The sequence below is a fragment of the Streptomyces sp. NBC_00647 genome (genome assembly GCF_045207245.1).
In the GTDB taxonomy this organism is placed as follows: domain Bacteria; phylum Actinomycetota; class Actinomycetes; order Streptomycetales; family Streptomycetaceae; genus Streptomyces.
The window spans coordinates 4,214,624-4,237,490 of sequence record NZ_CP109040.1 but is presented as its reverse complement, the minus strand read 5'-3'; the positions used below and the strand labels follow the sequence as shown (position 1 = coordinate 4,237,490).

Sequence of the window (22,867 nt, the reverse complement as noted above, 5' to 3'; positions counted from 1 at the left end):
CCGTCCGTCATGATCGCAAGATGCGAAACGCGGTGTTAACCGGTCATACGCGCTCATTGGGATGTGAGTGCGAAAAGAGGACCGGCGCCCGATCCCGGTGGCGGACATTCCGGTATGACGACGGGCCCCCTCGTCGCTGCGAGGGGGCCCGTCGGTCTGTGCGCCGCCAGGGACTCGAACCCCGGACCCGCTGATTAAGAGTCAGCTGCTCTAACCAACTGAGCTAGCGGCGCCTGCTGACGCGAAAACTCTACCCGACCCGCGGGGGTGCTCCTGACCGGGAGGGGTGCTCCGTGGCAGGTGGGAGCGGTCCCGTACATCATTCGGACCGTCAACGTGCGACACCGGATGACAGTTGAGAAACTGACGAATGTGCAGAAATGCGGACATTTCCATCTGGAGTGTGAGGGGCAGCGCATGAAGACTCCGGTATTCGAGGAACTCGATCCCGCGAGTGACTGCGACTGCCCCGGATGCGTTCACTGGCGGCGCGTCCTGCCCTTCTCCTCACGGCCCGGGCCGTCCGGCCCGGTGGGCCATCCGGCGGCCCTCGCCCACGTTCGCGGCCTCGCCGGGGTGGGGCGGGCCCCCATGGCCCTCGCGCTCGTCGCCACGGCGGGCACCGTCCTCGGCGCGGTGCCCGCCGTGGCGGCCGTGCACGGTCCCGTCCGGCCCGGACTGCCCGCGGCCGACGAGCCCGACACCCCCCAGGGCGGCAAGGAGCCGCTGCACGGCCCCGCGGGGAAGCCGGCGCAGCCGGGACAGACCGTCAAGCTGCCCACCACCACCCGGGCCGAGATCATCAACCGGGCCAAGACCTGGATCAACGCGCGGGTGCCGTACAGCATGAGCGAGTACTGGCAGGACGGGTACCGCCAGGACTGCTCCGGCTTCGTCTCGATGGCCTGGAGCCTGCCGGGCAACGAATGGACGGGCAGCCTCGACAGCTTCGGGGCGCGGATCACCCGCGACCAGCTCCAGCCGGGCGACATGCTGCTCTTCCACAATCCCGCCGACCCGGAGAAGGGCTCGCACGTCGTCGTCTTCGGCGGCTGGACGGACTACACACACACCTACTACGTCGCCTACGAGCAGACCCCGCCGCAGGCCAGGAAGCAGTCCACTCCGTACGCCTACTGGACGAACTCGAGCCACTACGTGCCCTACCGCTACAAGGGGCTGAGCACGGGCGCGGGCGGTCCGGCGCCGAGCACGACGACCCGTTATCCGGGGGCCGCGTACTTCGGGCCCGGCGCGAACAACGCGTACGTCACCCAGCTCGGCCGGCTCCTGGTGGACCGCGGCGCGGGCCGCTTCTACACCACGGGACCGGGGCCGCGCTGGTCGAGCGCCGACCAGCGGGCCACCCAGGCGTTCCAGCGCGCGCAGGGCTGGACGGGGGCGGCCGCGGACGGGCTGCCGGGGCCGACGACCTGGTCCTATCTGGTCGGGAAGAAGGGCAGGAACATCCCCGGAGCGACGGGCAGCCCCGGGCCCCAGGCGCCGGGCACCTCGCCCGCCGTGCCCGCCTATCCGGGGCGCGCGATGTTCCGGCCCGGAGCGAACAACGCCCAGGTCACCCAGCTCGGGAAGCAGCTGGTCAAGAAGGGGTTCGGCACGCACTACACGACCGGTCCCGGACCGCGCTGGGGCGAGGCGGACCGGCGCAACGTCGAGGCGTTCCAGCGGGCGCAGGGCTGGCGCGGCGGGGCGGCGGACGGCTATCCGGGACCGGAGACCTGGCGGCGGCTCTTCTCCTGAACCGGCGGTCCCGCACGGCTCGTGAACACACTTCCAGGCGCGGAGGCATGGAGGCAGCTATGAGTACGACGACGTCACACACCCCGGAGTCCGAGGGGACGCCCTCGGCGGAGCCGCGGTCCGACACGGCGGCCGAGGGCGGCGGCGGTCCACGGTCCGCCCGGCTCATCCAGAACGAGGCGACCACCGAGATCCCTGTCCACCTGCTCTTCCGCGACGACCCCGAGCCGGTGTCCGTGCCGCTCGCCCCCGCCGTCGTCGGCCGCCGGCGCGGCACCGGCGAACAGCCGAGGATCCGGCGGCCCGCCACCGGAAGACCCCCGCGCCCGGTGCCGGAGGTGGACCCCGAGCTGGTGGAACGGCCCGCACGGGTGCTGCCCGGAGCGGCGGGTGCGCTGGCCGGGGCCTGTGGTGTGGCCGGATGTGCCCTCACCACGTGGTGGGCGGGAGTGCTGCCGCCCTCTGTACTGGAGGCGCTCGACCTGCCCGGGTCCGCGGCCGCCGGGCTCGGGCCGGCGCAGTGGGCGGCCTACGCCGGGGCGGGCGCCCTCGGCCTCTTCGGCTTCGGCGGTCTCGCCCGCGGCCGGACCGGGCGGGCCTGGGTGCTCGGTCTGTTCGGGCGCTATCGCGGCACGGTCCGGCGCACCGGTCTGATGTGGGTCAACCCGCTGGTGCTGCGCCGCCGGGTCGACGTACGGCTGCGGCACTGGCGCAGCGAGCCGATGTCCGTGGTCGACGCGAACGGGGTCGCGCTGCGGGTGGTGGTGCTCGTCGTGTGGCGCGTCAAGGACACCGCGCGTGCCACGCTCGCGGTCGACGACCATCAGGCGTATCTGCGCGAGTGCGTGGAGGCCGCCCTGTCGCGGGTGCTCTCGCAGCTGCCGGCCGAACTGCCGCCCTCCGTGGTCAAGGACCTGACCCTGCGCAACACGGACGCGGTCGGTGAGGCGCTGACCCGGATGGTGGCCGCGGACACGGCCCCGGTCGGCCTGGAGGTCTTCTCCGCGCAGCCGACCCGGATCGAGTACGCGCCCGAGATCGCCGCGGTGATGCAGCGCCGCCGGATCGCCGCCCTGGACGCCCAGCACCGCGACAGCGTGCTCGGCTCGGTCGTCGACTCGGTCGAGGACACGGTGACCCGGCTGACCCTGCGGGGGCTGGTGGAACTGGACGACTACGAGCGCAAGGCGTTGGTGAAGGACCTGACGGTGGCGTTCTGCACGGGACGCGGGGAGGTGTCCTCGTAGGGCCGCCGGCGGGACGGACAGGTTCGCTATTGGTATGGACATGTTCAACTACCCGCAATAATCTGGGACTTGGTCTAGACCTGAACGACGCGCGCACAGCTCACGGGAACATCCCCCACGTCCTCCAGGAGCGCCAGCATGCGCATTCGGACGAACCAGTCCCTCACCAGCAGAAAAGCAAAGATGTACGCGGCGGCGCTCGGCCTCGCCACGGCGGGCACCTTCGTGCTCTCCACCGGCGGAGCCAGCGCCCACGGCTACACCGACCAGCCCCTCAGCCGGCAGAAGATGTGCGCCGCGAACGGCGGAAGCGTCGCCAACTGCGGTGACATCCAATGGGAGCCGCAGAGCGTCGAGGGCCTCAAGGGCTTCCCGGCGGCGGGCCCGGCAGACGGCCGGATCTGCTCGGCCAACCACACCAACTTCAGCCAGCTCGACCAGCCCAAGACCCCCGCGGGTACGGCCTGGCCGACGACCAAGGTCACCGCGGGGCAGAGCTACAGCTTCCGCTGGCAGTTCACCGCGATGCACGCGACGACCGACTTCAAGTACTTCATCACCAAGACCGGCTGGAACCAGAACCACGCGCTGACCCGCGCGGACCTGGAGACCACGCCGTTCCTGACGGTCCCCTACAACGGGCAGCGCCCGCCGTCCACGCTCTCGCACACCGGCACCCTGCCGAGCGGCCGGAGCGGACACCACATCATCCTCGGGGTGTGGACGGTCGCGGACACGACGAACGCGTTCTACTCCTGCGCGGACGTCACGTTCTGAGGCCCGCCGCACGTCCAAGGCCGCGCTTCTGAGCCTTCCTTGAGGCGCGGACGCCTCCGGTGCGGGTATGTTCCCCGCACGCCGACTCGACCAGGTCGGCGTGCGGGGATCTGTATCCGACCACCGGGGGAATTGTCATGAGTGTGTTCTTCTATGCCGTGCCCAGCCTGATCATGGCCTTGGTGCTTTTCATGGCGGCCAAGGTGGTCCGCCGCTCGCTGGAGGTGCGCAGCGCCTGGAGCAGTGGACTGACCGCGGAGGCGCGCTGCCTGCGCTCGTACACGACGGTCAGCGGGGGCGGCCACGACACGTCCGTCTCCACGACCCTGCACCACGTCTACGAGTTCATGACGCGCGACGGCCGTGCCGTCCGCTTCGAGGAGAGCAACGGCCGCCCGACGGTCGTCGAGGGCGACATCGTCACCGTGCACTACGCCGCCCAGAACCCCGAGAAGGCCACGGCGCACGCGCCGAGCCCGGTCAGGGCGGCCGTGGGCACCGTCGTCATGGTGGCGTTCTGCGGTGTGATCGTCGCCTTCTGCATCGGCTTCATGATCACTTTCCATGAGATGTCCGCGAGCGGTGACGCGTTCTTCGGCGGGATCTGAGCGCGCGTACGCCTGAGTCGGGGCGCGTACACCTCTCTACATCTGACGACTCGTCAATTACTGTACGCTGCCATGGATTCCAGCAGGCGCACCGTCGGGGAGCTCGTACGGGAGCGGTGGGGCGACCACCGGCCGGGGCTGTGGTTCGAGGGCCGGGACATCAGCCACCACCAGGTGGCGGCGGGCGCGGCGGCCCGGGCGGCTCTGCTCGCCGAGCTGCTGCCGCCCGGTGCCGAGCCGCACGTGGGGGTGCTGCTGGACAACACCCCTGAATATCCCCTGTGGCTGAGCGCGGCCGCCCTCGCCGGTGCCGCCGTCGCCGGGATCAACCCGACCCGGCGCGGCCCCGAACTGGCCCGCGACATCCGGCACACCGAGTGCCGCGTCCTGGTCACCGAGCGGACCCACCTGCCCCTCCTCGACGGGCTCGAACTCCCCGGCGTACGCGTCCTGGTGACCGACACCGACGCCTACGCCGACCTCCTGAGGTCCTACGAGGGCGCGAAGCCCGACGCCGGCGCGGCCGGCCCGGACAGCCGCTTCCTGCTGCTGTTCACCTCCGGTTCGACCGGCGCGCCCAAGGCCGCGATCTGCACCCAGGGCAGGATCGCCGCGGCCGGACTCTCCCTCGTCGACCACTTCGGAGTCCGCTCGGACGACACCCACTACATCTGCATGCCGATGTTCCACGGCAACGCGGTGATCGCCGACTGGGCCCCCGCCCTGGCGGCCGGCGCGAGGATCGCGCTGCGCCGCCGCTTCTCGGCCTCCGGGTTCCTGCCCGACGTACGGGCCTGCGGGGCCATGTACTTCACCTACGTCGGCCGTGCCGTGCAGTATCTGCTGGCCACGCCCGCCCGTCCCGACGACCGCGACAACCCCCTGCGCACGGGATTCGGCACGGAGGCCGGCGCGGTCGACGCGGCCGCCTTCGAGAAGCGGTTCGGAGCACGGCTGATCGAGGGGTACGGCTCCTCGGAGGGCGGTGCCGCCATCCAGCGCACGCCCGGCACCCCGGCCGGGGCGATCGGACGGGCGGCACCCTCCGACGACCTCGCCGTGATCGACCCGGCGACCCGGCGCGAGTGCCCGCCCGCCGTCTTCGCCGACGACGGACGCCTGCTCAACGGCGCCGACGCGATAGGGGAGTTGGTGAACCGCGGGGCCAGCCCCTTCGAGGGGTACTGGCGCAATCCCGACGCCGACGCGGCCCGCCGCCGGGGGGAGTTTCCGCGGCAGGGTGACGCCGGGGCGGAGGAGGGCTGGTACTGGACAGGCGACCTCTTCTACCGCGACGCCGACGGCTTCCTCTACTTCGCCGGACGCACCGACGACCGGCTCCGCGTCGACAGCGAGAACCTCGCAGCCGCGATGATCGAGAACATCCTCGCCCGGTACGAGGACGCCGCCGCCGTCGCGGTGTACGCCGTGCCGGACCCGGTGGCGGGCGACCAGGTGATGGCGACCCTGGCCCTGAAGGAGGGGGCCCGCTTCGACCCGCTGACCTTCATGGAGTTCCTGCGTACCCAGCCCGACCTGGGCACGAAGATGGCACCCCGGTTCGTGCGGATCGTGGAGCGGATGCCCGTCACGGCCACCAACAAGATCCACCGGGTGGGCCTCAGGCGCGAGGGTTTCCGCTGCCCGGACCCGGTGTGGTGGCGGCCCCCGGGGGAGCCGGCGTACCGGACACTGCCGGCGGCGGAGGTGGACGGACTGGTGGCCCGGTACCGGGCGCACGGGCGGGAGGAACTGCTGGCACGGTAGGCACCGGTCGGGAGGCCCGGGCAGGCAGATGCTCGGACAGGCGGTGGCCGGGGCAGGTGGGCGCCCGGCGAACAGGCGCCGGGACTGGCGGCGCGGGACAGGTAGGGCCGGCCCTACCCCGCGGACACCCCCTGGCCGGATGGTCCGTGGTGTCGGCGCGCGCCTACGGTGGCGGCATGATCCGTCCGGTGGCGTACGCGGGATATCTCGTGGGCGGGGTGCTGGTCGGCGCCCCCCTGTCGGTGGGGCTGCTCGCCCTCGGCGCCGTCGGCGCGGTGCTCACCCCCCTCCTCGTGGGGCTGCCCCTGCTCGGGCTGCTCGCGCTGACCGGCATACCGGTGGGAGTGGTCGAACGGTGGCGGCTGCGACAGGTCGACGCACCGGCGGCGACGGGCCCCGCCGCCGGGTCCTCCCGGAGCCCGGGAGACCCGCACCGCACTCCGGACCGGCCCGGACTGGCGGCCTGGGCCGGACTCCGGTTCGCCGAGCAGGCGACCTGGCGGGAACTGGCGTACGCCGTGCTGCTCGCTTTCGTGCTGTGGCCGCTGGACCTGGTGGTCCTGGCCGTGGTCCTCGGCATCCCCGGCGCCATGATCGGAGCACCGGTCCAGCTCGCGCGCCTCGGCGGCGAGACCCGGATCGCCAAACTGTGGCTGGTCGATTCCTACGGGACCGCGTTCGTGTGCGCGGCCTGCGGATTCCTGCTGCTCCTCGTCCTGCTGTGGCCGCTCACGCTCTACGGCCGGGGCCGCGCCGCCCTCGCCCGGCTGCTGCTCACGCCGCGCGAGACGGAGCAGCGCCTCGCCGAGGTGACGGAGTCCCGGGCCCGGCTGGTCGCCGCCTTCGAGGCCGAGCGACGGCGGATCGAACGGGATCTGCACGACGGGGCCCAGCAGCGGCTGGTCGCCCTGAGCATGACGCTCGGGCTCGTCCGCCTCGACGCCCCGCCCGAACTGGCCGGCCGGCTCGCGGCCGCCCACCGGGAGGCCGACCAGGTCCTCGGCGAACTGCGGGAGTTGATTCACGGCATCCATCCCCAGGTGCTCGCGGACTACGGTCTCGCGGACGCGATAGCGGATGCCGCCGACCGGTCCGCCGTACCCGTGGAGGTGGAGGTCGACCTGCCCCGGTTCTCCGAATCCGTGGAGTCCGCCGCGTACTTCGCGGTACGGGAGGCGCTCGCCAACGTGGGCAGGCACAGCGGCGCGGACCGGGCGTGGATCAGCGCCGGATGCGGGGAGGGGGACCGGCGGGGGCGGCGGCTGTGGGTCGAGGTGCGGGACGACGGGCGGGGAGGCGCGCCGCGGCCCGGCACCCGTCACACCACGGGCCGCGGCGGCTCCGGCCTCACCGGACTCGCCGACCGGCTGGCGGTCCTCGATGGAACACTGACCGTCGACAGCCCACCGGGCGGCCCCACCGTGCTGCGTCTGGAGATCCCTTGCTGAGAGTCGTGCTCGCCGAGGACAGTGTGCTGCTGCGGGAGGGGCTGGTGGGGCTCCTGGACCGCTTCGGTCACGAGGTGGTGGCGGCCGTCGGAGACGCGGAGGCACTGCGGGACGCCGTGTCGGCGTACGCCCCCGACCTCGTCGTCACCGACGTACGGATGCCACCCGGGTTCCAGGACGAGGGGCTGCGCGCGGCCCTCGCGCTGCGCGCCGCCGACCCGCGCCTTCCGGTGCTCGTGCTCAGCCAGTACGTCCAGCGCGCGTACGCCGCCGAACTCCTCGACACCGGGGACGGCACCGGCGTCGGCTACCTCCTCAAGGACCGCGTCGGGCAGGTCGAGCAGTTCGCGGAGGCGGTGGAGCGGGTCGCGGCGGGCGGGACGGTCGTGGACCCCGAGGTCGTACGGCAGTTGCTCCGCCGGCGGCGCGATCCGCTGGAGGCGCTGACACCCCGGGAGCGCGAGGTCCTCGCCCTGGTCGCCGAGGGCAGGTCCAACGGCGCGATCGCGGGGGAACTCGTGGTCACCGAGGCCGCCGTCGGCAAGCACATCGGCAACATCCTGGCGAAGCTGGAACTGCCTCCGGCCGAGGGCACGCACCGCCGGGTGCTGGCCGTACTGGCGTATCTGCGGGGGTAGCCGAGGCCCGCCGACCTCTTTCGAACGACGTCGCGGGGAGGCATCCCGGCCGCTTGTCGCGGGGAGGATATCCGGGCGCGTGTGCCGAGGAGGGCCGTGCGCGGCGCGCGCGAGCCGACTCGAGCGCGAGCCGAGGAAGGCCCGAGCCGAGGGAAGAAGGACCTGCGTTGCCAGATCCGGGTCGCGGACACGGAAGCCGACGGGCCGTCCCGCCCCGGCTCGCGTCCGGACCGGGGACGACGGGGGCCGGGACCGCCCAAGAGATTGTCATGCCCCTGAAGGCCAGACCGCCTCCCGGGCGGACCGTCGCCCCGGTCGAACCGTGCGCCGGCCGGGCGGTCCGACGGCCCCCTGCCCCGACCCTCGACAAGCACCCGAAAGGCACTCATGTCCCCCACGCATGACACGCTCGACCGCGGACACAACGACGATCTGTTCACCTTCGTCAGAGCCAGCCCCTCGCCGTATCACGTGGTCGCGAGCGCGGCGCAGCGCCTGGAGAAGGCGGGCTTCGCGGAGTTGCGGGAGCGGGACGACTGGACGGCCGGAGCGGAGGGAGGCCGGTACGTCGTCCGCGGGGGAGCGCTGCTCGCCTGGTACGTCCCGCCGGGTGCCCCCGCCCGCACCCCGTTCCGGATCGTCGGCACGCACACCGACTCACCGAACCTGCGGGTCAAGCCCACGCCGGACACCGGTTCGGCCGGGTGGCGGCAGATCGCCGTGGAGGTCTACGGCGGCGTGCCGCTCAACACCTGGCTCGACCGCGATCTGGGCGTCTCGGGGCGGCTGGCCCTGCGCGACGGTTCGACCCGGCTGGTCTGCGTCGACAAGCCGCTGCTGCGGGTGCCGCAGCTCGCCATCCACCTCGACCGGACCGTCAACGAGGGGCTCGCCCTGGACCGCCAGCGGCACATGGCCCCGCTGTGGGGGCTCGGCGACCCCCGGCCCGGCGCCCTGCTCGGCCGGATCGCCGACGAGGCCGGCGCCGACGTCGCCGAGGTCCTCGGCTGGGACCTGATGCTGCACGACATCCAGCCGCCCGGGTACCTGGGCGCGGAGGAGGAGTTCATCGTCGCACCGCGCCTCGACAACCAGATCTCGGTGCACGCGGGCGTCACCGCCCTGGTCGCCGCCGCGGGCGCCGCACGGCCGCCCGCGCACATCCCGGTGCTCGCCGCCTTCGACCACGAGGAGGTCGGCAGCGGATCGGAGTCCGGCGCCCAGGGTCCTTTCCTGGAACGGGTGCTGGGCCGTGCCGTGACCGCCCGGGGCGGCGGGACGGAGGACTTCCACCGTGCCCTCGCCGGCGCGCTGTGCGTCTCCTCCGACATGTCCCACGCCGTCCACCCCAACTACGCCGAACGTCACGACCCGGACCACTGTCCGCTGCCCAACGGCGGTCCCGTGATCAAGGTCAACGTCAATCAGCGGTACGCCACCGACGGCACCGGTGCCGCGGCCTTCGCCGCCGCGTGCGAACGGGCCGATGTGCCGTGGCAGCCGTTCGTCTCCCACAACGCGATGCCGTGCGGGACGTCGATCGGCCCGATCACCGCGGCCCGGCTCGGTGTGCCGACGGTCGACGTGGGCGTGGCCGGGCTGTCGATGCACTCGGCGCGGGAGCTGTGCGGGGCGCGTGATCCGGGGCTGCTGGCGCGGGTGCTGACCGAGTTCGTCACCGCGGAGTAGGCCGGGTGTTCCGGGGATCGTGCGAGATTCCCGGGAATGCGTGAAGGCCCCCCACATGCGTGGAGGGCCTTCACCGAGGTGCGCCGCCAGGGACTCGAACCCCGGACCCGCTGATTAAGAGTCAGCTGCTCTAACCAACTGAGCTAGCGGCGCATGACTCTCGCCTCCCGCTTCCGCGGGCGGCGACAAAAGAAATACTACCTGGTCCGTGCGGGTGCTTCCGACCACCCGCACGGCCACCGGTCCGACCGCGTGGCCGGCCCCGACCGGCCGCCGGGCGGGATCGGCCCGCCGGCCCGGTGCGGTGCCGGGCTGCGCCCGGTACGGCCGCTGTCAGATCGTGAGGGAGAGCAGCACCGGAGTCGCGCCGCGGTTCAGCGTGTCCGCGGCGCGGCGCAGCCGGTGGGCGTGCTCGACGGGGAGGGAAAGGGCGAGGCAGCCGACGGAGGAGCCCGCGGTGATCGGGACGGCCGCGCAGACCGTGCCGATCGCGTACTCCTGGAGGTCGAGCACGGGCACGGTGGCCGGCTGGGAGTCGAGGCGGGACAGCAGGAGCCGCTCGCTGGTGATGGTCCGCGAGGTGAGGCGGGCCATCTTGTGGCGGGCGAGGTGATCACGGCGGCCGTTGTGGTCGAGCTGGCCGAGCAGGCTCTTGCCGACCGCGCTGGCGTGCGCGGAGGAACGGAAGTCCACCCATTCGTTCACCGCGGGGGTCGCCGGGCTCTCCGCGTACTGGGTGACGTGCACCTCGCCGTCGATGTAGCGGCTGAGGTAGATCGCGGCGCCGACCGAGTCGCGGAGCCGGTCGATCGTCTGCTGGAGTTTCTCGCGCAGGGCCTGGTCGCGGCCCTCGGCGGAACCGAGGCGGCTGAGGGCGGCGCCGGTGACGTACGCGCCGTCCGTGACCTGCTCGACGTAACCCTCCCGGCGCAGCATGCGCAGCAGTGCGGTCAGCCGGTCGGCCCCTAGGCCCGCCTGGCGGGCGAGTTCGGCCTCGGTGACGCCGGTGGTGTGCCGCGCCACCGTCTCCAGGACGCGGAGGGCGTCCTGGGCCGAGTGGTACGGCGCGGTCGGCTCGTTCATCAGCGCCACGGTTTCCCCCTGCGCTTCATGGCCCGGCTCAAAAAAGACGTCGGCCCGGACAGCTGGCCTCACTCCACGATAACCGTCAAGAAGCCATCTGTGAGCGTCTGTTGACGAGATTGGTGGTGCGCTCCATGCCTCTCAGCAGGAGCGCACCACCCTGGCATATGCCAAAGGCATGGCACGTCGGGCATGACCCAGGAGTCGGACCTCGCGCCTTCCCGTACGTGCTCCCCCTCCGCCCCTCGTTCACTCCCGGACGTCAGAGGACCGCGCTGAGGAATTCCCTGGTCCGCTCGTGCTCCGGGTCGCCGAAGATCCTCTCCGGCGGGCCGGACTCGATGACATGGCCAGAATCGAACATCAGAACCTGGTCCGAGATGTCCCGGGCGAAATTCATCTCGTGGGTCACGCAGAGCATCGTGATGTCCGTGGTGTGAGCGATGTCACGCAGGACATCGAGGACTCCCGCGACCAGTTCGGGGTCGAGCGCGGACGTCACCTCGTCCAGCAGCAGCACCTGCGGCCGCATCGCCAGCGCACGGGCGATCGCCACGCGCTGCTGCTGGCCGCCGGACAGCCGGCCCGGCCGCTCGTCGCACTTGTCCGCGAGGCCGACCAGGTCGAGCAGTTCACGGGCCCGCTCCTCGGCCTCGTCCCTGGACAGGCCGAGGACGGTGACGGGTGCCTCGGTGACGTTCCTCAGCACGCTCATGTTCGGGAACAGGTTGAACTGCTGGAAGACCATCCCGATCTTCTTGCGGACCTCGCGGACCCGCTTCTCGTCCGCGGGGAAGAGCGGGTCCCCGGCGACCGTGATCGTGCCCTCGTCCGGCTGGGTCAGGGTCATCAGCAGCCGCAGGATCGTCGTCTTGCCGGAACCGGACGGGCCGATCAGCGTGACGTGCTTCCCGGAATCGACGCGGAAGTCGAGCCCGTCGAGGACGGTATTGTCGCCGAAGCGCTTGGTGACCTTGTCGAACCGGATCAGCTCGCTGCCGTCCACGGGGGGATTGGCAAGGTCCTTCAGGGGGCCGGTGTCGGTGTTCGTGTCAGCGGACAAGACGTCGCTCCAGGGCTCGCAGCAGCAGGGAAGCCGGGTAGGAAATGAGGATGAAGGCCACACCGATGACCGTGAGCGGTTCCGTGAACTGGAAGTGCTGCTGCGAGTACAGCCGCGCCTCGCCGAGCATCTCCAGCACGGTGATCGTCATCAGCATCGGGGTGTCCTTGAGCATCGCGATGACGTAGTTGCCGAGCGCCGGCACCACACGGCGGACCGCCTGCGGCAGGATCACCGCCGTCCAGGTGCGCCGCACGGGCAGGCTGAGCGCCGTGGCCGCTTCCCACTGGCCGGAGGGCACGCCCTCGATGCCGGCCCGGTAGACCTGCATCGTGTACGTCGAGTAGTGCAGCCCGATCGCGACGACACCGGTGGTCAGCGCGGAGAACGTGATGTTCCACTCGGGCAGCACGTAGAAGAGGAAGAACAACTGCACCAGCAGCGGGGTGTTGCGCACGAACTCGGTGACCACCCCGACCGGCCAGCGCACCCAGCGCGTCGGTGTCCGCATGAGCAGGGCCCACACCAGACCGAGAACGAACGAGATCACCGAACCGATGGCCAGTGCCTGAAGGGTGATCAGCAGGCCGTCCCAGAAATGCGGCATGAAGTCGCCGACGGTGTTCCAGTCCCACGTCACGAGGCACCTCCGGTCGTCGTCTCCATGAGGTCCACGAGGTCCACGAGGTCCACGAGGTCCATGGGGTCCATGAGGTACTTGAGGTCCATCGGGTCCATGACGCTCATGCGTCACCTCCGCCCGCGGCGGCACCGGCGCCCACGCCCGTCGTCAGGGCCCGCTTCTGCGCACGCGCCACGGCGTCGCTCCGGGGCTCCTTGCCGATCCCGGCCTTGAGCCGCTTCTCCAGCCCGCGCATCAGCCGGGTGAGCAGGAAGGCGATGAAGAAGTAGATGAGCAGGACGTACGTGTAGACCTCCGCGCTCTGCTGGAGCGCGAGCCGCACCAGGTTGGCGCTGAACGTCAGATCACCCATGCCCATCACGGAGACCAGCGCCGTGCCCTTGAGCAGCTCGATCAGCAGGTTGCAGAAGGACGGGATCATCTCCGGCACCGCCTGCGGCAGCAGGATCAGCCGCATCCGCTGCCAGGGCGTGAAGCTGAGCGCGATACCGCCCTCGCGCTGCGCCGGATCGACCGCGATCAGCGCGCCGCGCACGATCTCGGAGCCGTACGCCCCGTACGTCAGCCCCAGCGCCAGCGTGCCCGCCCACAACGGGACGAGCTGCCAGCCGAAGGCGAGGGGCAGCACGAAGTACACCCAGAAGATCATGATCAGTGCGGACGTTCCGCGGAACACCTCGGTGTAGAAGCCCGCGAGGAAGCGGACGACCCACCGTCGCGAGGTGCGCGCGATACCGGCCAGGAAGGACATGGCGCCGGCCAACAGAGCGCTGAAGAACAGCAGTTGGACGGTGACCCAGATCCCTTCGAGGACGAGTTCCCAGAGTCCCGATGTCATCCGCGGCACAGCTCCTTCGCGGTCATGTCGGTCATCTCGGCCTTGGTGAAGCCGAACGGCCGCAGGATGCGGAAGAGTTCGCCGTTCGCCTTCATCTTCCGCAGCTCGACGTTGAAGGCGTCCCGCAGCCGCGTCTCCGGCGAACGGAACGCGAAGCCGCCGCCGTCGACGTGCGGCTTGCCCTTGACCAGGGGTGCGAAGGGCTTCGTGCTCTCGGCCTTGGCGGACTTCTTCACCACCTCGCGGACGGTCAGCGCGGTCCCCGCGAAGACGTCGGCGCGCCCCGCCTCGACGGCGTTCAGCCCGGCGACCTGGTCGGGCACGATCAGGATGTCGCTCTCCTCGTACCCGGCCTCGACCGCGTACTGGATCTCCGCGTAGCCGGTCCCCGTAGCGAACTTGGCCTTCTTCGCCACGACGTCCTTGTAGTCGTGCAGCCCCTTCGGATTGCCCTTGCGCACGATGAACGCGTCGAGCATCTGGTAGTCGGGGTCGGCGAAGATGACCTGCTCGCAGCGCTCGGCGTTGATGTACATCCCGGCGGACACGACGTCGAACTGCTGCGAGTTGAGCCCGGGTATGAGCGAGCCGAACTCGGTCGGCACCGGCTGGACACGGTCGACGCCCAGTCGTTTGAAGACGGCCTTCGCGAGTTCCGGTGCCTCGCCGGTCAGTTCGCCGTCCCGGTCGATGTAGCCGAACGGGATCTCGCCCGCGATACCGAGGCGGACGACGCCCTGTGCCTTCAGCCGGTCGAGGAGATCACCGCCGTCCGTCGCCGACGCCGTGGCCACGCGACTGCAGCCGGCCGCGCCGAGCGCACCGAGCGCCGCGACCCCCGCGAGCAGCGACCGGCGGGTCGTCCCGGACGGGTGTCTGTCATTTCCACGTGCGTTCCCACGTGCTTTCCCAAGTGGTGGAGCCATGGCCGCGCGGCTACCCGGGACCATGCGATGTATTCGGACCGATTCCGGCCCCATGCGCGCCCGGTGCGCTCTTGACCGCCGGGGGACCATGGAGTGCATGGCTGATCGATTCATCGAAGTCTCGCTGGTCGAGCGCGATGTGCACTGCACCGCGAAACTCCTCGACGACCGTGCGCCGATCACCTGCGCGGCGGTGTGGGAGGCGCTCCCGCTGAGCGGCGACGTCTATCACGCGAAATACGCGCGCAATGAGATCTACGCGCTCTTCCCCCCTTTCGCGACATCGGAGCCACCGCTGGAAAATCCGACAGTGACTCCTATTCCCGGAGACCTCTGCTATTTCGCCTTCGCGGGCACGGAACTGGGTACGCGGGCCTACGGGTACGACACCGACGTCCGTCCCGGCACCACCGTCGTCGACCTCGCCCTGTTCTACGAGCGCAACAACCTGCTCCTCAACGGAGACGTGGGCTGGGTCCCGGGCATCGTCTGGGGCCAGGTGGTCGACGGCCTCGACGCGATGGCCGAGGCCTGCAACGACCTCTGGCGCTCGGGTGCCGCGGGGGAGACGCTCAGCTTCCGGCGGGCGTAGAACCCGGCGCACCGGCGTCCGGGAGCGGCGGCGCCGGAGGTGCCGTCCCGGCGGCTCCCGCCTCGTACAGCGCGTGCGCCGTCCGCAGGACGAGGTCGTCCCGGTGCCGGGCGGCGACGATCTGCAGGCCGACCGGCAGACCGTCGCCGTCCATCCCGACCGGGACCGTCGCCGCGGGCTGCTGCGTCAGGTTGAAGGGGTACGTGAACGGGGTCCAGCCCGTCCAGCGGCGCAGGCCCGACCGGGCCGGGACCTCGGCGCCCGCCTCGAAGGCCGTCAGCGGCAGGGTGGGCGTGACCAGCAGGTCGTACGAGGTGTGGAACAGGCCCATCCGGCGGCCGAGCGCCATCCGGACATCCGTCGCTGCGAGATAGTCCAGCGCGCTGAGGCGGGCGCCCCGGCCGCAGATCTCGAGCAGCCCCGGATCGAGGAGGGCGCGCTGCTCGGGGCCCAGGCGCTGGGTCACCCGGGCCGCCCCGCTGAACCACAGGGTGTGGAAGGCGTCCACCGGATCGGCGAAGTCGGGGTCGGCCTCGGTGACATGCGCGCCCAGGCCCGCGAGCCGCTCCACCGCTCGCCGCACCGCCCGCGCGACGGCCGGGGAGACCGCGACCTGTCCGCCGAGCGAGGGTGAATAGGCGACCCGCAGACCCCGTACCCCATCGCCGAGGGCGTCCACGAAGGAGCCGCCGGCCGGCCCCAGCGCGGACCAGTCGCGGGCGTCCGGCGTGCCGATCACGTCCAGCATCAGCGCCGCGTCGGCCGCGTCCCGGGTCATCGGGCCCACGTGCGCGAGCGTCCCGAAGGCACTGGCCGGATACAGCGGAACCCTGCCGTACGTCGGCTTCAGCCCGAAGATCCCGCAGAACGCGGCCGGGATACGGACGCTGCCGCCGCCGTCCGTGCCGAGCGACAGCGGGCCCGCGCCCAGCGCCACGGCCGCCGCGCTGCCCCCGCTGGAGCCGCCCGCGGTGCGCGTGACGTCGTACGGATTGCGCGTCACCCCCGACAACGGCGAGTCCGTGACGCCCTTCCAGCCGAACTCGGGCGTCGTCGTCTTGCCGAGGAACACCGCGCCGTGCTCCCGCAGCCGGGCCACGGACGGCGCGTCCTCGTCCCAACGGCCACGCGCACTCGTGGTCCTGGAGCCGCGCAGCGTCGGATGCCCGCGCAGCAGCAGGATGTCCTTCACGGTGACGGGCACGCCGTCCAGCAGGCCGGTGGGCTCGCCCCGCCGCCAGCGGTCCGCCGACTCCCGTGCCCGGGCCAGCGCCTCGTCCGCGAGGAGACCGACGAAGGCGTTCACGGCCGGCTGGACGCGCTCGGCCCGCTCCAGGGCGGCGCGCGTGGCCTCCTCGGGGCCGAATTCGCCCTTGCGGTACCCGTCGACGAGTTGTACCGCGGTCAGCTCGGTGAGTTCCGGCATCGGCCCCTCCCAAGGCAGTTCAGTGTCCGGGTACGTACCCGCGCTTCTTGTCGACCACGTTCGACAGCGGCTTGCCCGCGGCCCAGCGTTCGTACAACTCCACGAACTGCGTGCCCAGTTCGTCCCGCCAGCCGACCGTGTCCCCGCTCATGTGCGGTGACACGATCAGGCCCGGGACCACCCACAACGGGCTGTCGGGGCCGAGCGGTTCGTGCTGGAAGACATCGAGGGCGGCGCCCGCGATCCACCGTTTCGACAGCGCTTCGGCGAGCGCCTCCTCCACGACGAGCTGCCCGCGCCCGACGTTGATGAAGCGGGCCGAGGGCTGCATCATCCCGAAGCGCCGCGCGTCGAACATGCCGCGCGTCTCCTCGGTGAGCGGTGCCGCGGACACCACCCAGTCGGCGCGCGCCATCAGCCGGTCCAGCTCCTCCGGACCGTGGACACCGGTGCGCGGGGTACGCCCCACCAGGGCGGTGGTGACATCGAGCGCCTTGAGGGTGCGGACGATCGCCCGCCCGATCGGCCCGGACCCCACCACGCAGGCCCGGGTCCCGGCCACACGCTGCGACTCCCGGTGCCGCCACTGGTGGCTCCGCTGCAGGTTCCAGGTCCGTGGCAGGTCCTTCGCCATGGCGAGCACCAGGGCCGCGACGTACTCCGCGATCGGCCGGTCGAAGACTCCGCGCGCGTTGGTCACCACCGTGTCGGAGGCGGCGAGCTCGGGGCACATCAGATGGTCCACACCCGCGCTGGCGGTGTGCACCCAGCGCGGCCGCGGCCCCTCGCCCGGCCAGGCGTGGCGCACGGCGTGCGAGGTGAAGTCCCACACGAGCAGCGCGTCCGCGTGCGGCAGCCGCTCCGCGAGCGTGGACGCGTCGGCGTGCTCGATCCGTACACGACCGGTGAGCCGGCCGAGGCGGGGGAGCGGGTCGGCGTCCAGGACGAGCAGGGTGACGGGGGCCGACGGGTGGGGCGGGCCAGGGGACATACGGGCGTTCATCGGGCGAAACCGTTTCGCAATGCGAGTCCGCTTTTCTGGTGGATCCTGAGGCGAAATGACCGGGGAGACGTGCGGGCGCAGCCGGCCCGAGCCGTCTGAGATGCGCGGATTGACCACGCTCGCACCCGAACCTACCTTCGTCAACACGGGCCCGCATACGGTCCGTTGCCCGCCTGTTTCCCTTCGTGAGGCCGGTGCCTGCCATGGACGTTTCCTTTCTCGGCGGTCCGTATCCGCAGCGCGGGGTCGGCGTCGTCGCTCCGTTCGACTTCGCCCTCGACCGCGAGCTGTGGCGGTGGGTCCCCGACGACGTCTCCCTGCACCTGACCCGCACCCCGTTCGTGCCGGTCGAGGTCGGCCTCGACCTGGCCCGCCTGGTCTCCGAGCACGAGACGCTCGGCGACGCGGTCCGCGCCCTGAACGCGGTCGCGCCCGAGGTCGTCGCGTACGCCTGCACCTCCGGCAGTTTCGTCGGCGGGGTCGCCGGGGAACGGGCGATGTGCGAGGCCATGACCCGGGCGGGCGCGCTTCCCTCGCTGACCACCTCCGGCGCCCTCCTCGACGCCCTGGAGGAGCTCGGCGCCCGCCGGATCGCCCTGGTCACCCCGTACACGATCTCGGTCACCACATCCCTGGAGGAGTACCTCGCGGAGGCTGGCATCACCGTCACGGAGCGCGCCTTCATGGGCCTGACCAGGCACATCTGGAAAGTCCCGTACCGCGATGTGGCCGACATGGCCCGCCGGGCGGCACGCGGCGCGGCGGACGCCCTCTTCATCAGCTGCACCAACCTTCCGACGTACGACGTCATCCCCCAGTTGGAGGCCGAACTGCGGATCCCGGTGATCTCGGCCAACCAGGTGACGATGTGGGCGGCGCTCCGTCAACTGGGTACCCGGGCGGTGGGCCCTTATCAGCGGCTGATCGATCCGGCCGCGCGCCGGGGGCCCGTACTGCCCGAAGAACAGGAAGGTTGGGCATGACCTCTCTCGGATTCCTCTACCCGGGCCACTCGGCCGAGGACGACTACCCCCGCATCGAGCAGCTGCTCGGCAGCGACGTCCGCCTGACCGTCGTCCACACGGACATCGGGGAGGACGCCCACCGCGTGGACGCGCTCCTCGAAATGGGCTCGGCGCACCGCCTCGAGGCGGGTGTCGAGGAGCTGCGCCTGGCCGGTGCGGAGGCCGTGGTCTGGGCGTGTACGAGCGGCAGCTTCGTGTACGGCCTGCAGGGTGCCCACGAGCAGGTCCGCGGCCTCGCCATGGCGGCCGGCCTGCCCGCCTCCTCGACGTCCTTCGCCTTCGCGCACGCGGCGCGGGAGATCGGGGCCACCCGGGTCGCCGTCGGGGCGACCTACCCCGACGACGTGGCCGCGCTCTTCGCCGCGTTCCTGAAGGAGGCCGGCACGGAGGTGGTGGCGGTGCGCGGCTCCGGTGTCGTCACCGCCGCCGAGGTCGCCGGCTGGGACTACGACCGGGTCCTCGCGCTGGCCCGTGCGGCGGACCGCCCGGACGCCGACGCGATCCTCCTCCCCGACACGGCCCTGCACACCGCGTCCCACCTGCCGGCCCTGGAGAAGGACCTGGCCAAGCCGGTCCTCACGGCGAACCAGGTCTCGGTCTGGGAGGCCCTGCGCCTGACCGACCGCCGAGTGAACGCCCCGGAACTAGGCACCCTTTTCACGAGGGAACCCATCGTGCAGGCGTGAGATCCATCCCCTCCAGGACAATCCGGCCCTGGGGCAAGACCATGCCGTCAGGCGATACCCAGACCCTGGGGCAGGATCCAGCCCCTCCGGCGTCTGAGGAGCGGGGTCCGGGGCGGAGAGCCCCCGGGTACGGGACGGGCAGGGGCGGAGGGGGCGAAACAAGTCGCCCCCAGCCTCACTCCGGGGGGAAGCTCCCCACGAGGAGAGCCCCTGCCAGGGACGCGCCTGCCTGAGGCGAGCCCCCGCCCGGGGAACCTCACAGGCCCGGCCGGGCTCCCGCGCCGGGGAATAACCGGAGTCACCCTCCTGTTCGTACGCGGAGGACACCAACGCGTACGCAACAGGAGGCACCCCGGTGGACGAGACGGCCGAGACGGGCGAGATCCGAGGCACGGCACAGGGCACCGCCCCCGTACCCCTCTCCGTGCTGGACCTGGTCACCGTGGGCGCGGGCCGCACCGCGACCGACGCCCTCCGCACCAGCGTCGGCATCGCCCGCCTCGCGGAATCACGCGGCTTCCACCGCTACTGGGTGGCCGAACACCACTCGATGCCCGGCGTGGCCAGCTCCTCGCCCGCGGTGATCCTGGCCCACCTGGCCGCTCACACGGACCGCATCCGGCTGGGCTCCGGCGGAGTGATGCTCCCCAACCACGCCCCGCTGGTCATCGCGGAACAGTTCGGCACGCTCGAGGCGATGGCCCCGGGCCGTGTCGACCTGGGCCTCGGCCGCGCCCCCGGCACGGACGGCGCGACGGCCGCGGCGCTGCGCCGCACCCAGCGCCTGAACGAGGGCGCCGACGACTTCCCCGAGCAGCTCGCGGAACTCATCCGCTTCCTGGACGACGACTTCCCCGACGGCCACCCCTACGCCCGTATCCACGCCGTTCCCGGGCCCGTCCAGTCGACGTCGCCGGGCGGGGTCCAGTCCCCGCACCGGCCCCCGGTCTGGCTGCTCGGCTCCTCCGGCTTCAGCGCCCGTCTCGCCGGATCCCTCGGCCTGCCGTTCGCCTTCGCGCACCACTTCTCGGCGCAGAACACGGTCCCGGCACTCGATCTCTACCGTGACTCCTTCCGGCCGAGCGCGGTCCTCGACGCCCCGTACGCCCTGATCGGCGTCTCCGCCCTCGCCACGGACGACGAGAAGGAGGCCCGCCGCCAGGTGCTGGCCGCCGCCCTGAACATGGTTCGTCTGCGTACCGGCCGCCCGGGTCTCGTGCCGACCCCGGAGGAGGCGGAGGCCTATGAATTCAGCCCGATGGAGCGGGAGTTCATCGACTCGTGGAACTCCAACGTCATCCACGGCACCGCCGACGAGGTCCGCGCCGGCCTCGACGACCTCCAGAAGCGCACCGGCGCCGACGAGTTGATGATCACGGGCAACGCGCACAGCGGCGACGTACGTCTGCGCTCGTACGAACTGATCGCGGACGCCTACGGGTTGCCGAAGGCGCAGGGCGCTCGGCTCTGAGGGCCGGGGCGCTCGGCCCGGAGAACCGCGGCACTCAGGTCCGGGGGCAGGCGGTCGACATCAGCAGCGCGGAGATGCGGTCCGGCGCCACCGGCCGGGAGTACAGCCAGCCCTGGCCGGTGTCGCAGCCGATCCCGCGCAGCCGGGACGCCTGCGAGGCGGTCTCCACGCACTCGGCGGTGACGGTCAGGCCCAGCCGGTGGGCGAGTTGGATGAGCGCCTCGACGATGACCTCGTCGGCGGGGTTGGGGTGGGCGGACGAGCCGTCGGCGTTCTCGTACTGGAAGCCGCGGACGAAGGAGCCGTCCAGCTTCAGCACGGACACCGGAAGCCTGCTCAGGTAGGCGAGGTTGGAGTAGCCGGTGCCGAAGTCGTCGATCGCGATGCGCACGCCCATGTCGCTGAGGGCCTGGAGGGCCTGGAGCGGCCGGCCCGCCGAGCCCATCACCGCCGACTCCGTCAGCTCCAACTGGAGGAGATGGGGGGCCAGTCCGGTCTCCGCCAGGATCTCCGCCACGTCCGCCACCAGATCGGAGTCCCAGACCTGACGCACGGCGACGTTGACGCTGACGAAGATCGGCGGGGCGTCCGGATGGTCGAGCTGCCAGCGGCGGGCCTGCCGGCAGGCGGTGGCCAGCACCCAGCGGCCGAGCTGGACGATCGAACCGTTCTCCTCGGCCAGTCCGATGAACCGATTCGGCGTCAGCATCCCGAACCGCGGGTGGTTCCAGCGGACGAGCGCCTCGACCCCGTGCACGCCGCCGTCCTCCATGCCGACCAACGGCTGGTACTCCAGGGCGAATTCACCCCGCTCGACGGCCGCGCGGAGGGTGGACGACAGGGCCTGGCGGGTCATGCGGTGCGCGTTGCGCTCCGGGTCGAAGAGCGTCCAGCGGCCCTTGCCGTCCGCCTTCGCCCAGTACAGCGTCGTGTCAGCGGCCTGCATCAGACCCGTCGCGGTCGTGCCGGTGGCGCGCCGCTCGACGACCCCGATGGACGCCGACAGCGACAGTCGCTGTCCCGACAGGTCGAAGGGCGCCTGGAGTGCCTTCAGCACGGACTCGGCGAGGTCCGCCAACTGGTCGGTGCCCGTGGAGTCCTCGACGAGCAGGGCGAACTCGTCCCCTCCCAGCCGCGCCACCAGGGGAGTGGTCGCCCTCGTCTGGCCGGCCTCGTCCGCGCAACGCGTCAGACGTTCGGCGACGGCGGCGAGCAGCCGGTCCCCGACCCGGTGGCCGAGGGTGTCGTTGACCGCCTTGAACCCGTCCAGGTCCAGATAGCAGAGCCCGATCCGGCCGGTGCCGCCCTCCTCGTACGCCTCCGTCTCCAGAGCCGCCGACAGGCGCTCGAAGAACAGTGTGCGGTTGGGCAGCCGGGTCACCGGGTCGTGCATCTGCAAGTGACGCAGCCGGGCCTGGAGTTCACGCCGGGCGCCGATGTCCGCGACCGAGATCAGGACCGCCCGCTCCTGCGGGGGCAGCGGCGCGACCGTGACCTGCACCCAGATCGCATGGCCGTCGGGGTGCTTGAGCCGGCGGGTGCAGCGCAGCCGCGCCTGCCGGCCGCCCAGCACCTCGCGGTACGCGTGCCAGGTGCGGGTGTCGGAGGCGAGGTCCACCAGGTCGGCCGCGATCCGTCCGGTGAACGTCCGCGTCTCGGCGCCGAGCAGAGTGCCCAGCGACTCGTTGGCCGTGACGACGAGACCCTCGCGGTCCACGACGGCCATGGCGAGGGGAGCGGTGGCGAAGGCCGCGTGGAAGGTGTGGGGTGACGTTCCGTCGGGAACCGCGGCGGGCGCGGACTCCCCGGGAGGTGGCCCCGGTGTCACGGGCGATACGGAAGGGGCGGGTGGGACGGGAGTGACGCCGACGGACGTACGAGGAGACGTGTCGACGTGACGCTTTGTGACGGTCGGCCGGACGAGGTCTCCCGCGGGCGCCGGCCCTTCGGACGTTCCGCTCACCGCTCGCTCCCGCAGTGCACTCGTTCTTCGTATGGGTCTCTCGGGGTGGTCGGCCGGTGATGGACGGCCGCACAAGCCGTGTCGGTGCAGGAAAGTGTGCCGATCATAGAGGCTGCCTTCCGGACGGTGCAGCCACTGTCCAGTGTCCCGGAACAACCACCCGTTCTGACAGATCGTTTCTGCCTGTATCTGGACGGGTTCCTTCCCCCGCCG

Annotated in this window: 20 protein-coding genes and 2 tRNA genes; 12 read left to right on the top strand and 10 right to left on the bottom strand. The window is 71.7% G+C overall.

All coding sequences use genetic code 11. From position 1 onward, the window contains the following. Positions 1-159: 159 nt before the first annotated feature. A tRNA-Lys gene (locus tag OG788_RS18500) sits at positions 160-233 on the bottom strand. 184 nt (positions 234-417) lie between these two features. On the opposite strand from OG788_RS18500, the gene OG788_RS18495 reads away from it, so the two are divergent. The 8 genes from OG788_RS18495 (at position 418) to OG788_RS18460 (ending at position 9,935) form a co-directional block, all read left to right on the top strand. Beyond that, positions 418-1,761: a peptidoglycan-binding protein gene (locus OG788_RS18495; protein ID WP_406372138.1), complete on the top strand. Its 1,344-nt coding sequence runs from the start codon at positions 418-420 to the stop codon at positions 1,759-1,761. Between the two features lie 59 nt (positions 1,762-1,820). After that, positions 1,821-3,008 carry an SPFH domain-containing protein gene (locus tag OG788_RS18490; protein WP_406372136.1) on the top strand — a complete coding sequence of 396 codons (1,188 nt, stop codon included), beginning with the start codon at positions 1,821-1,823 and terminating at the stop codon, positions 3,006-3,008. A gap of 138 nt (positions 3,009-3,146) precedes the next feature. After that, complete coding sequence (locus tag OG788_RS18485) at positions 3,147-3,785, top strand: lytic polysaccharide monooxygenase (RefSeq protein ID WP_351556990.1); 639 nt, start codon at positions 3,147-3,149, stop codon at positions 3,783-3,785. A gap of 137 nt (positions 3,786-3,922) precedes the next feature. Next, positions 3,923-4,393, top strand: a complete 471-nt coding sequence (locus tag OG788_RS18480; protein WP_406372134.1) for a DUF3592 domain-containing protein — start codon at positions 3,923-3,925, stop codon at positions 4,391-4,393. A 72-nt stretch (positions 4,394-4,465) separates the two neighbouring features. Continuing rightward, a complete protein-coding gene (locus OG788_RS18475; RefSeq protein WP_406372132.1) occupies positions 4,466-6,160 on the top strand; it encodes a long-chain-fatty-acid--CoA ligase in 1,695 nt (564 codons plus the stop codon). Between the two features lie 176 nt (positions 6,161-6,336). After that, positions 6,337-7,608, top strand: a complete 1,272-nt coding sequence (locus OG788_RS18470) for a sensor histidine kinase (RefSeq protein WP_406372130.1) — start codon at positions 6,337-6,339, stop codon at positions 7,606-7,608. Further along, positions 7,602-8,246, top strand: a complete 645-nt coding sequence (locus OG788_RS18465) for a response regulator transcription factor (RefSeq protein ID WP_351542026.1) — start codon at positions 7,602-7,604, stop codon at positions 8,244-8,246. Before OG788_RS18470 ends, OG788_RS18465 begins: the two co-directional genes overlap by 7 nt. 387 nt (positions 8,247-8,633) lie before the next feature. Next, positions 8,634-9,935 carry a M18 family aminopeptidase gene (locus tag OG788_RS18460; protein ID WP_406372128.1) on the top strand — a complete coding sequence of 434 codons (1,302 nt, stop codon included), beginning with the start codon at positions 8,634-8,636 and terminating at the stop codon, positions 9,933-9,935. Positions 9,936-10,014: 79 nt separating this feature from the next. Here the strand turns inward: OG788_RS18460 and OG788_RS18455 are convergent. From OG788_RS18455 to ehuB, 6 genes are all read right to left on the bottom strand, one after another. Next, positions 10,015-10,088, bottom strand: a tRNA-Lys gene (locus OG788_RS18455). A 180-nt stretch (positions 10,089-10,268) separates the two neighbouring features. Further along, complete coding sequence (locus OG788_RS18450; RefSeq protein WP_351542028.1) at positions 10,269-11,027, bottom strand: IclR family transcriptional regulator C-terminal domain-containing protein; 759 nt, start codon at positions 11,025-11,027, stop codon at positions 10,269-10,271. 253 nt (positions 11,028-11,280) lie between these two features. Beyond that, on the bottom strand, positions 11,281-12,081 hold the full coding sequence (gene ehuA, locus OG788_RS18445; protein WP_406372126.1) for an ectoine/hydroxyectoine ABC transporter ATP-binding protein EhuA: 801 nt from the start codon (positions 12,079-12,081) through the stop codon (positions 11,281-11,283). Beyond that, positions 12,071-12,721 carry an ectoine/hydroxyectoine ABC transporter permease subunit EhuD gene (gene ehuD / locus OG788_RS18440; RefSeq protein WP_406372124.1) on the bottom strand — a complete coding sequence of 217 codons (651 nt, stop codon included), beginning with the start codon at positions 12,719-12,721 and terminating at the stop codon, positions 12,071-12,073. Before ehuD ends, ehuA begins: the two co-directional genes overlap by 11 nt. Before the next feature lie 103 nt (positions 12,722-12,824). Then, positions 12,825-13,562 carry an ectoine/hydroxyectoine ABC transporter permease subunit EhuC gene (gene ehuC, locus OG788_RS18435; protein ID WP_406372122.1) on the bottom strand — a complete coding sequence of 246 codons (738 nt, stop codon included), beginning with the start codon at positions 13,560-13,562 and terminating at the stop codon, positions 12,825-12,827. Then, a complete protein-coding gene (ehuB, locus tag OG788_RS18430) occupies positions 13,559-14,488 on the bottom strand; it encodes an ectoine/hydroxyectoine ABC transporter substrate-binding protein EhuB (RefSeq protein ID WP_406372120.1) in 930 nt (309 codons plus the stop codon). The genes ehuC and ehuB overlap by 4 nt, the downstream gene beginning before the upstream one ends. Positions 14,489-14,585: 97 nt before the next feature. On the opposite strand from ehuB, the gene OG788_RS18425 reads away from it, so the two are divergent. Continuing rightward, the gene (locus OG788_RS18425) at positions 14,586-15,080 is read left to right on the top strand and encodes a DUF3830 family protein (RefSeq protein ID WP_406372119.1); all 495 of its coding nucleotides are present in this window, start codon (positions 14,586-14,588) and stop codon (positions 15,078-15,080) included. On the opposite strand, the gene OG788_RS18420 is transcribed toward OG788_RS18425, so the two are convergent. Together OG788_RS18420 and OG788_RS18415 are read right to left on the bottom strand one after the other, a co-directional pair. Then, complete coding sequence (locus tag OG788_RS18420; RefSeq protein ID WP_406372117.1) at positions 15,061-16,506, bottom strand: amidase; 1,446 nt, start codon at positions 16,504-16,506, stop codon at positions 15,061-15,063. The genes OG788_RS18425 and OG788_RS18420 overlap by 20 nt on opposite strands. Before the next feature lie 19 nt (positions 16,507-16,525). After that, entirely contained in the window at positions 16,526-17,509 is a 984-nt protein-coding gene (locus OG788_RS18415; RefSeq protein WP_406372115.1) for a D-2-hydroxyacid dehydrogenase, read from the bottom strand. Between the two features lie 203 nt (positions 17,510-17,712). Between OG788_RS18415 and OG788_RS18410 the strand changes: the two genes are divergently transcribed. From OG788_RS18410 to OG788_RS18400, 3 genes are all read left to right on the top strand, one after another. Beyond that, positions 17,713-18,492 (top strand): aspartate/glutamate racemase family protein, encoded by a 780-nt coding sequence (locus tag OG788_RS18410; RefSeq protein WP_351542036.1) that lies wholly within the window; start codon positions 17,713-17,715, stop codon positions 18,490-18,492. Then, entirely contained in the window at positions 18,489-19,220 is a 732-nt protein-coding gene (locus OG788_RS18405; RefSeq protein ID WP_406372113.1) for a decarboxylase, read from the top strand. Before OG788_RS18410 ends, OG788_RS18405 begins: the two co-directional genes overlap by 4 nt. A 355-nt stretch (positions 19,221-19,575) precedes the next feature. Then, positions 19,576-20,691, top strand: a complete 1,116-nt coding sequence (locus OG788_RS18400) for an LLM class flavin-dependent oxidoreductase (RefSeq protein WP_351542038.1) — start codon at positions 19,576-19,578, stop codon at positions 20,689-20,691. Between the two features lie 34 nt (positions 20,692-20,725). Here OG788_RS18400 and OG788_RS18395 read toward each other — a convergent pair whose 3' ends face one another. Next, positions 20,726-22,654, bottom strand: a complete 1,929-nt coding sequence (locus OG788_RS18395; protein ID WP_406372112.1) for a putative bifunctional diguanylate cyclase/phosphodiesterase — start codon at positions 22,652-22,654, stop codon at positions 20,726-20,728. Between the last annotated feature and the right edge of the window lie 213 nt (positions 22,655-22,867).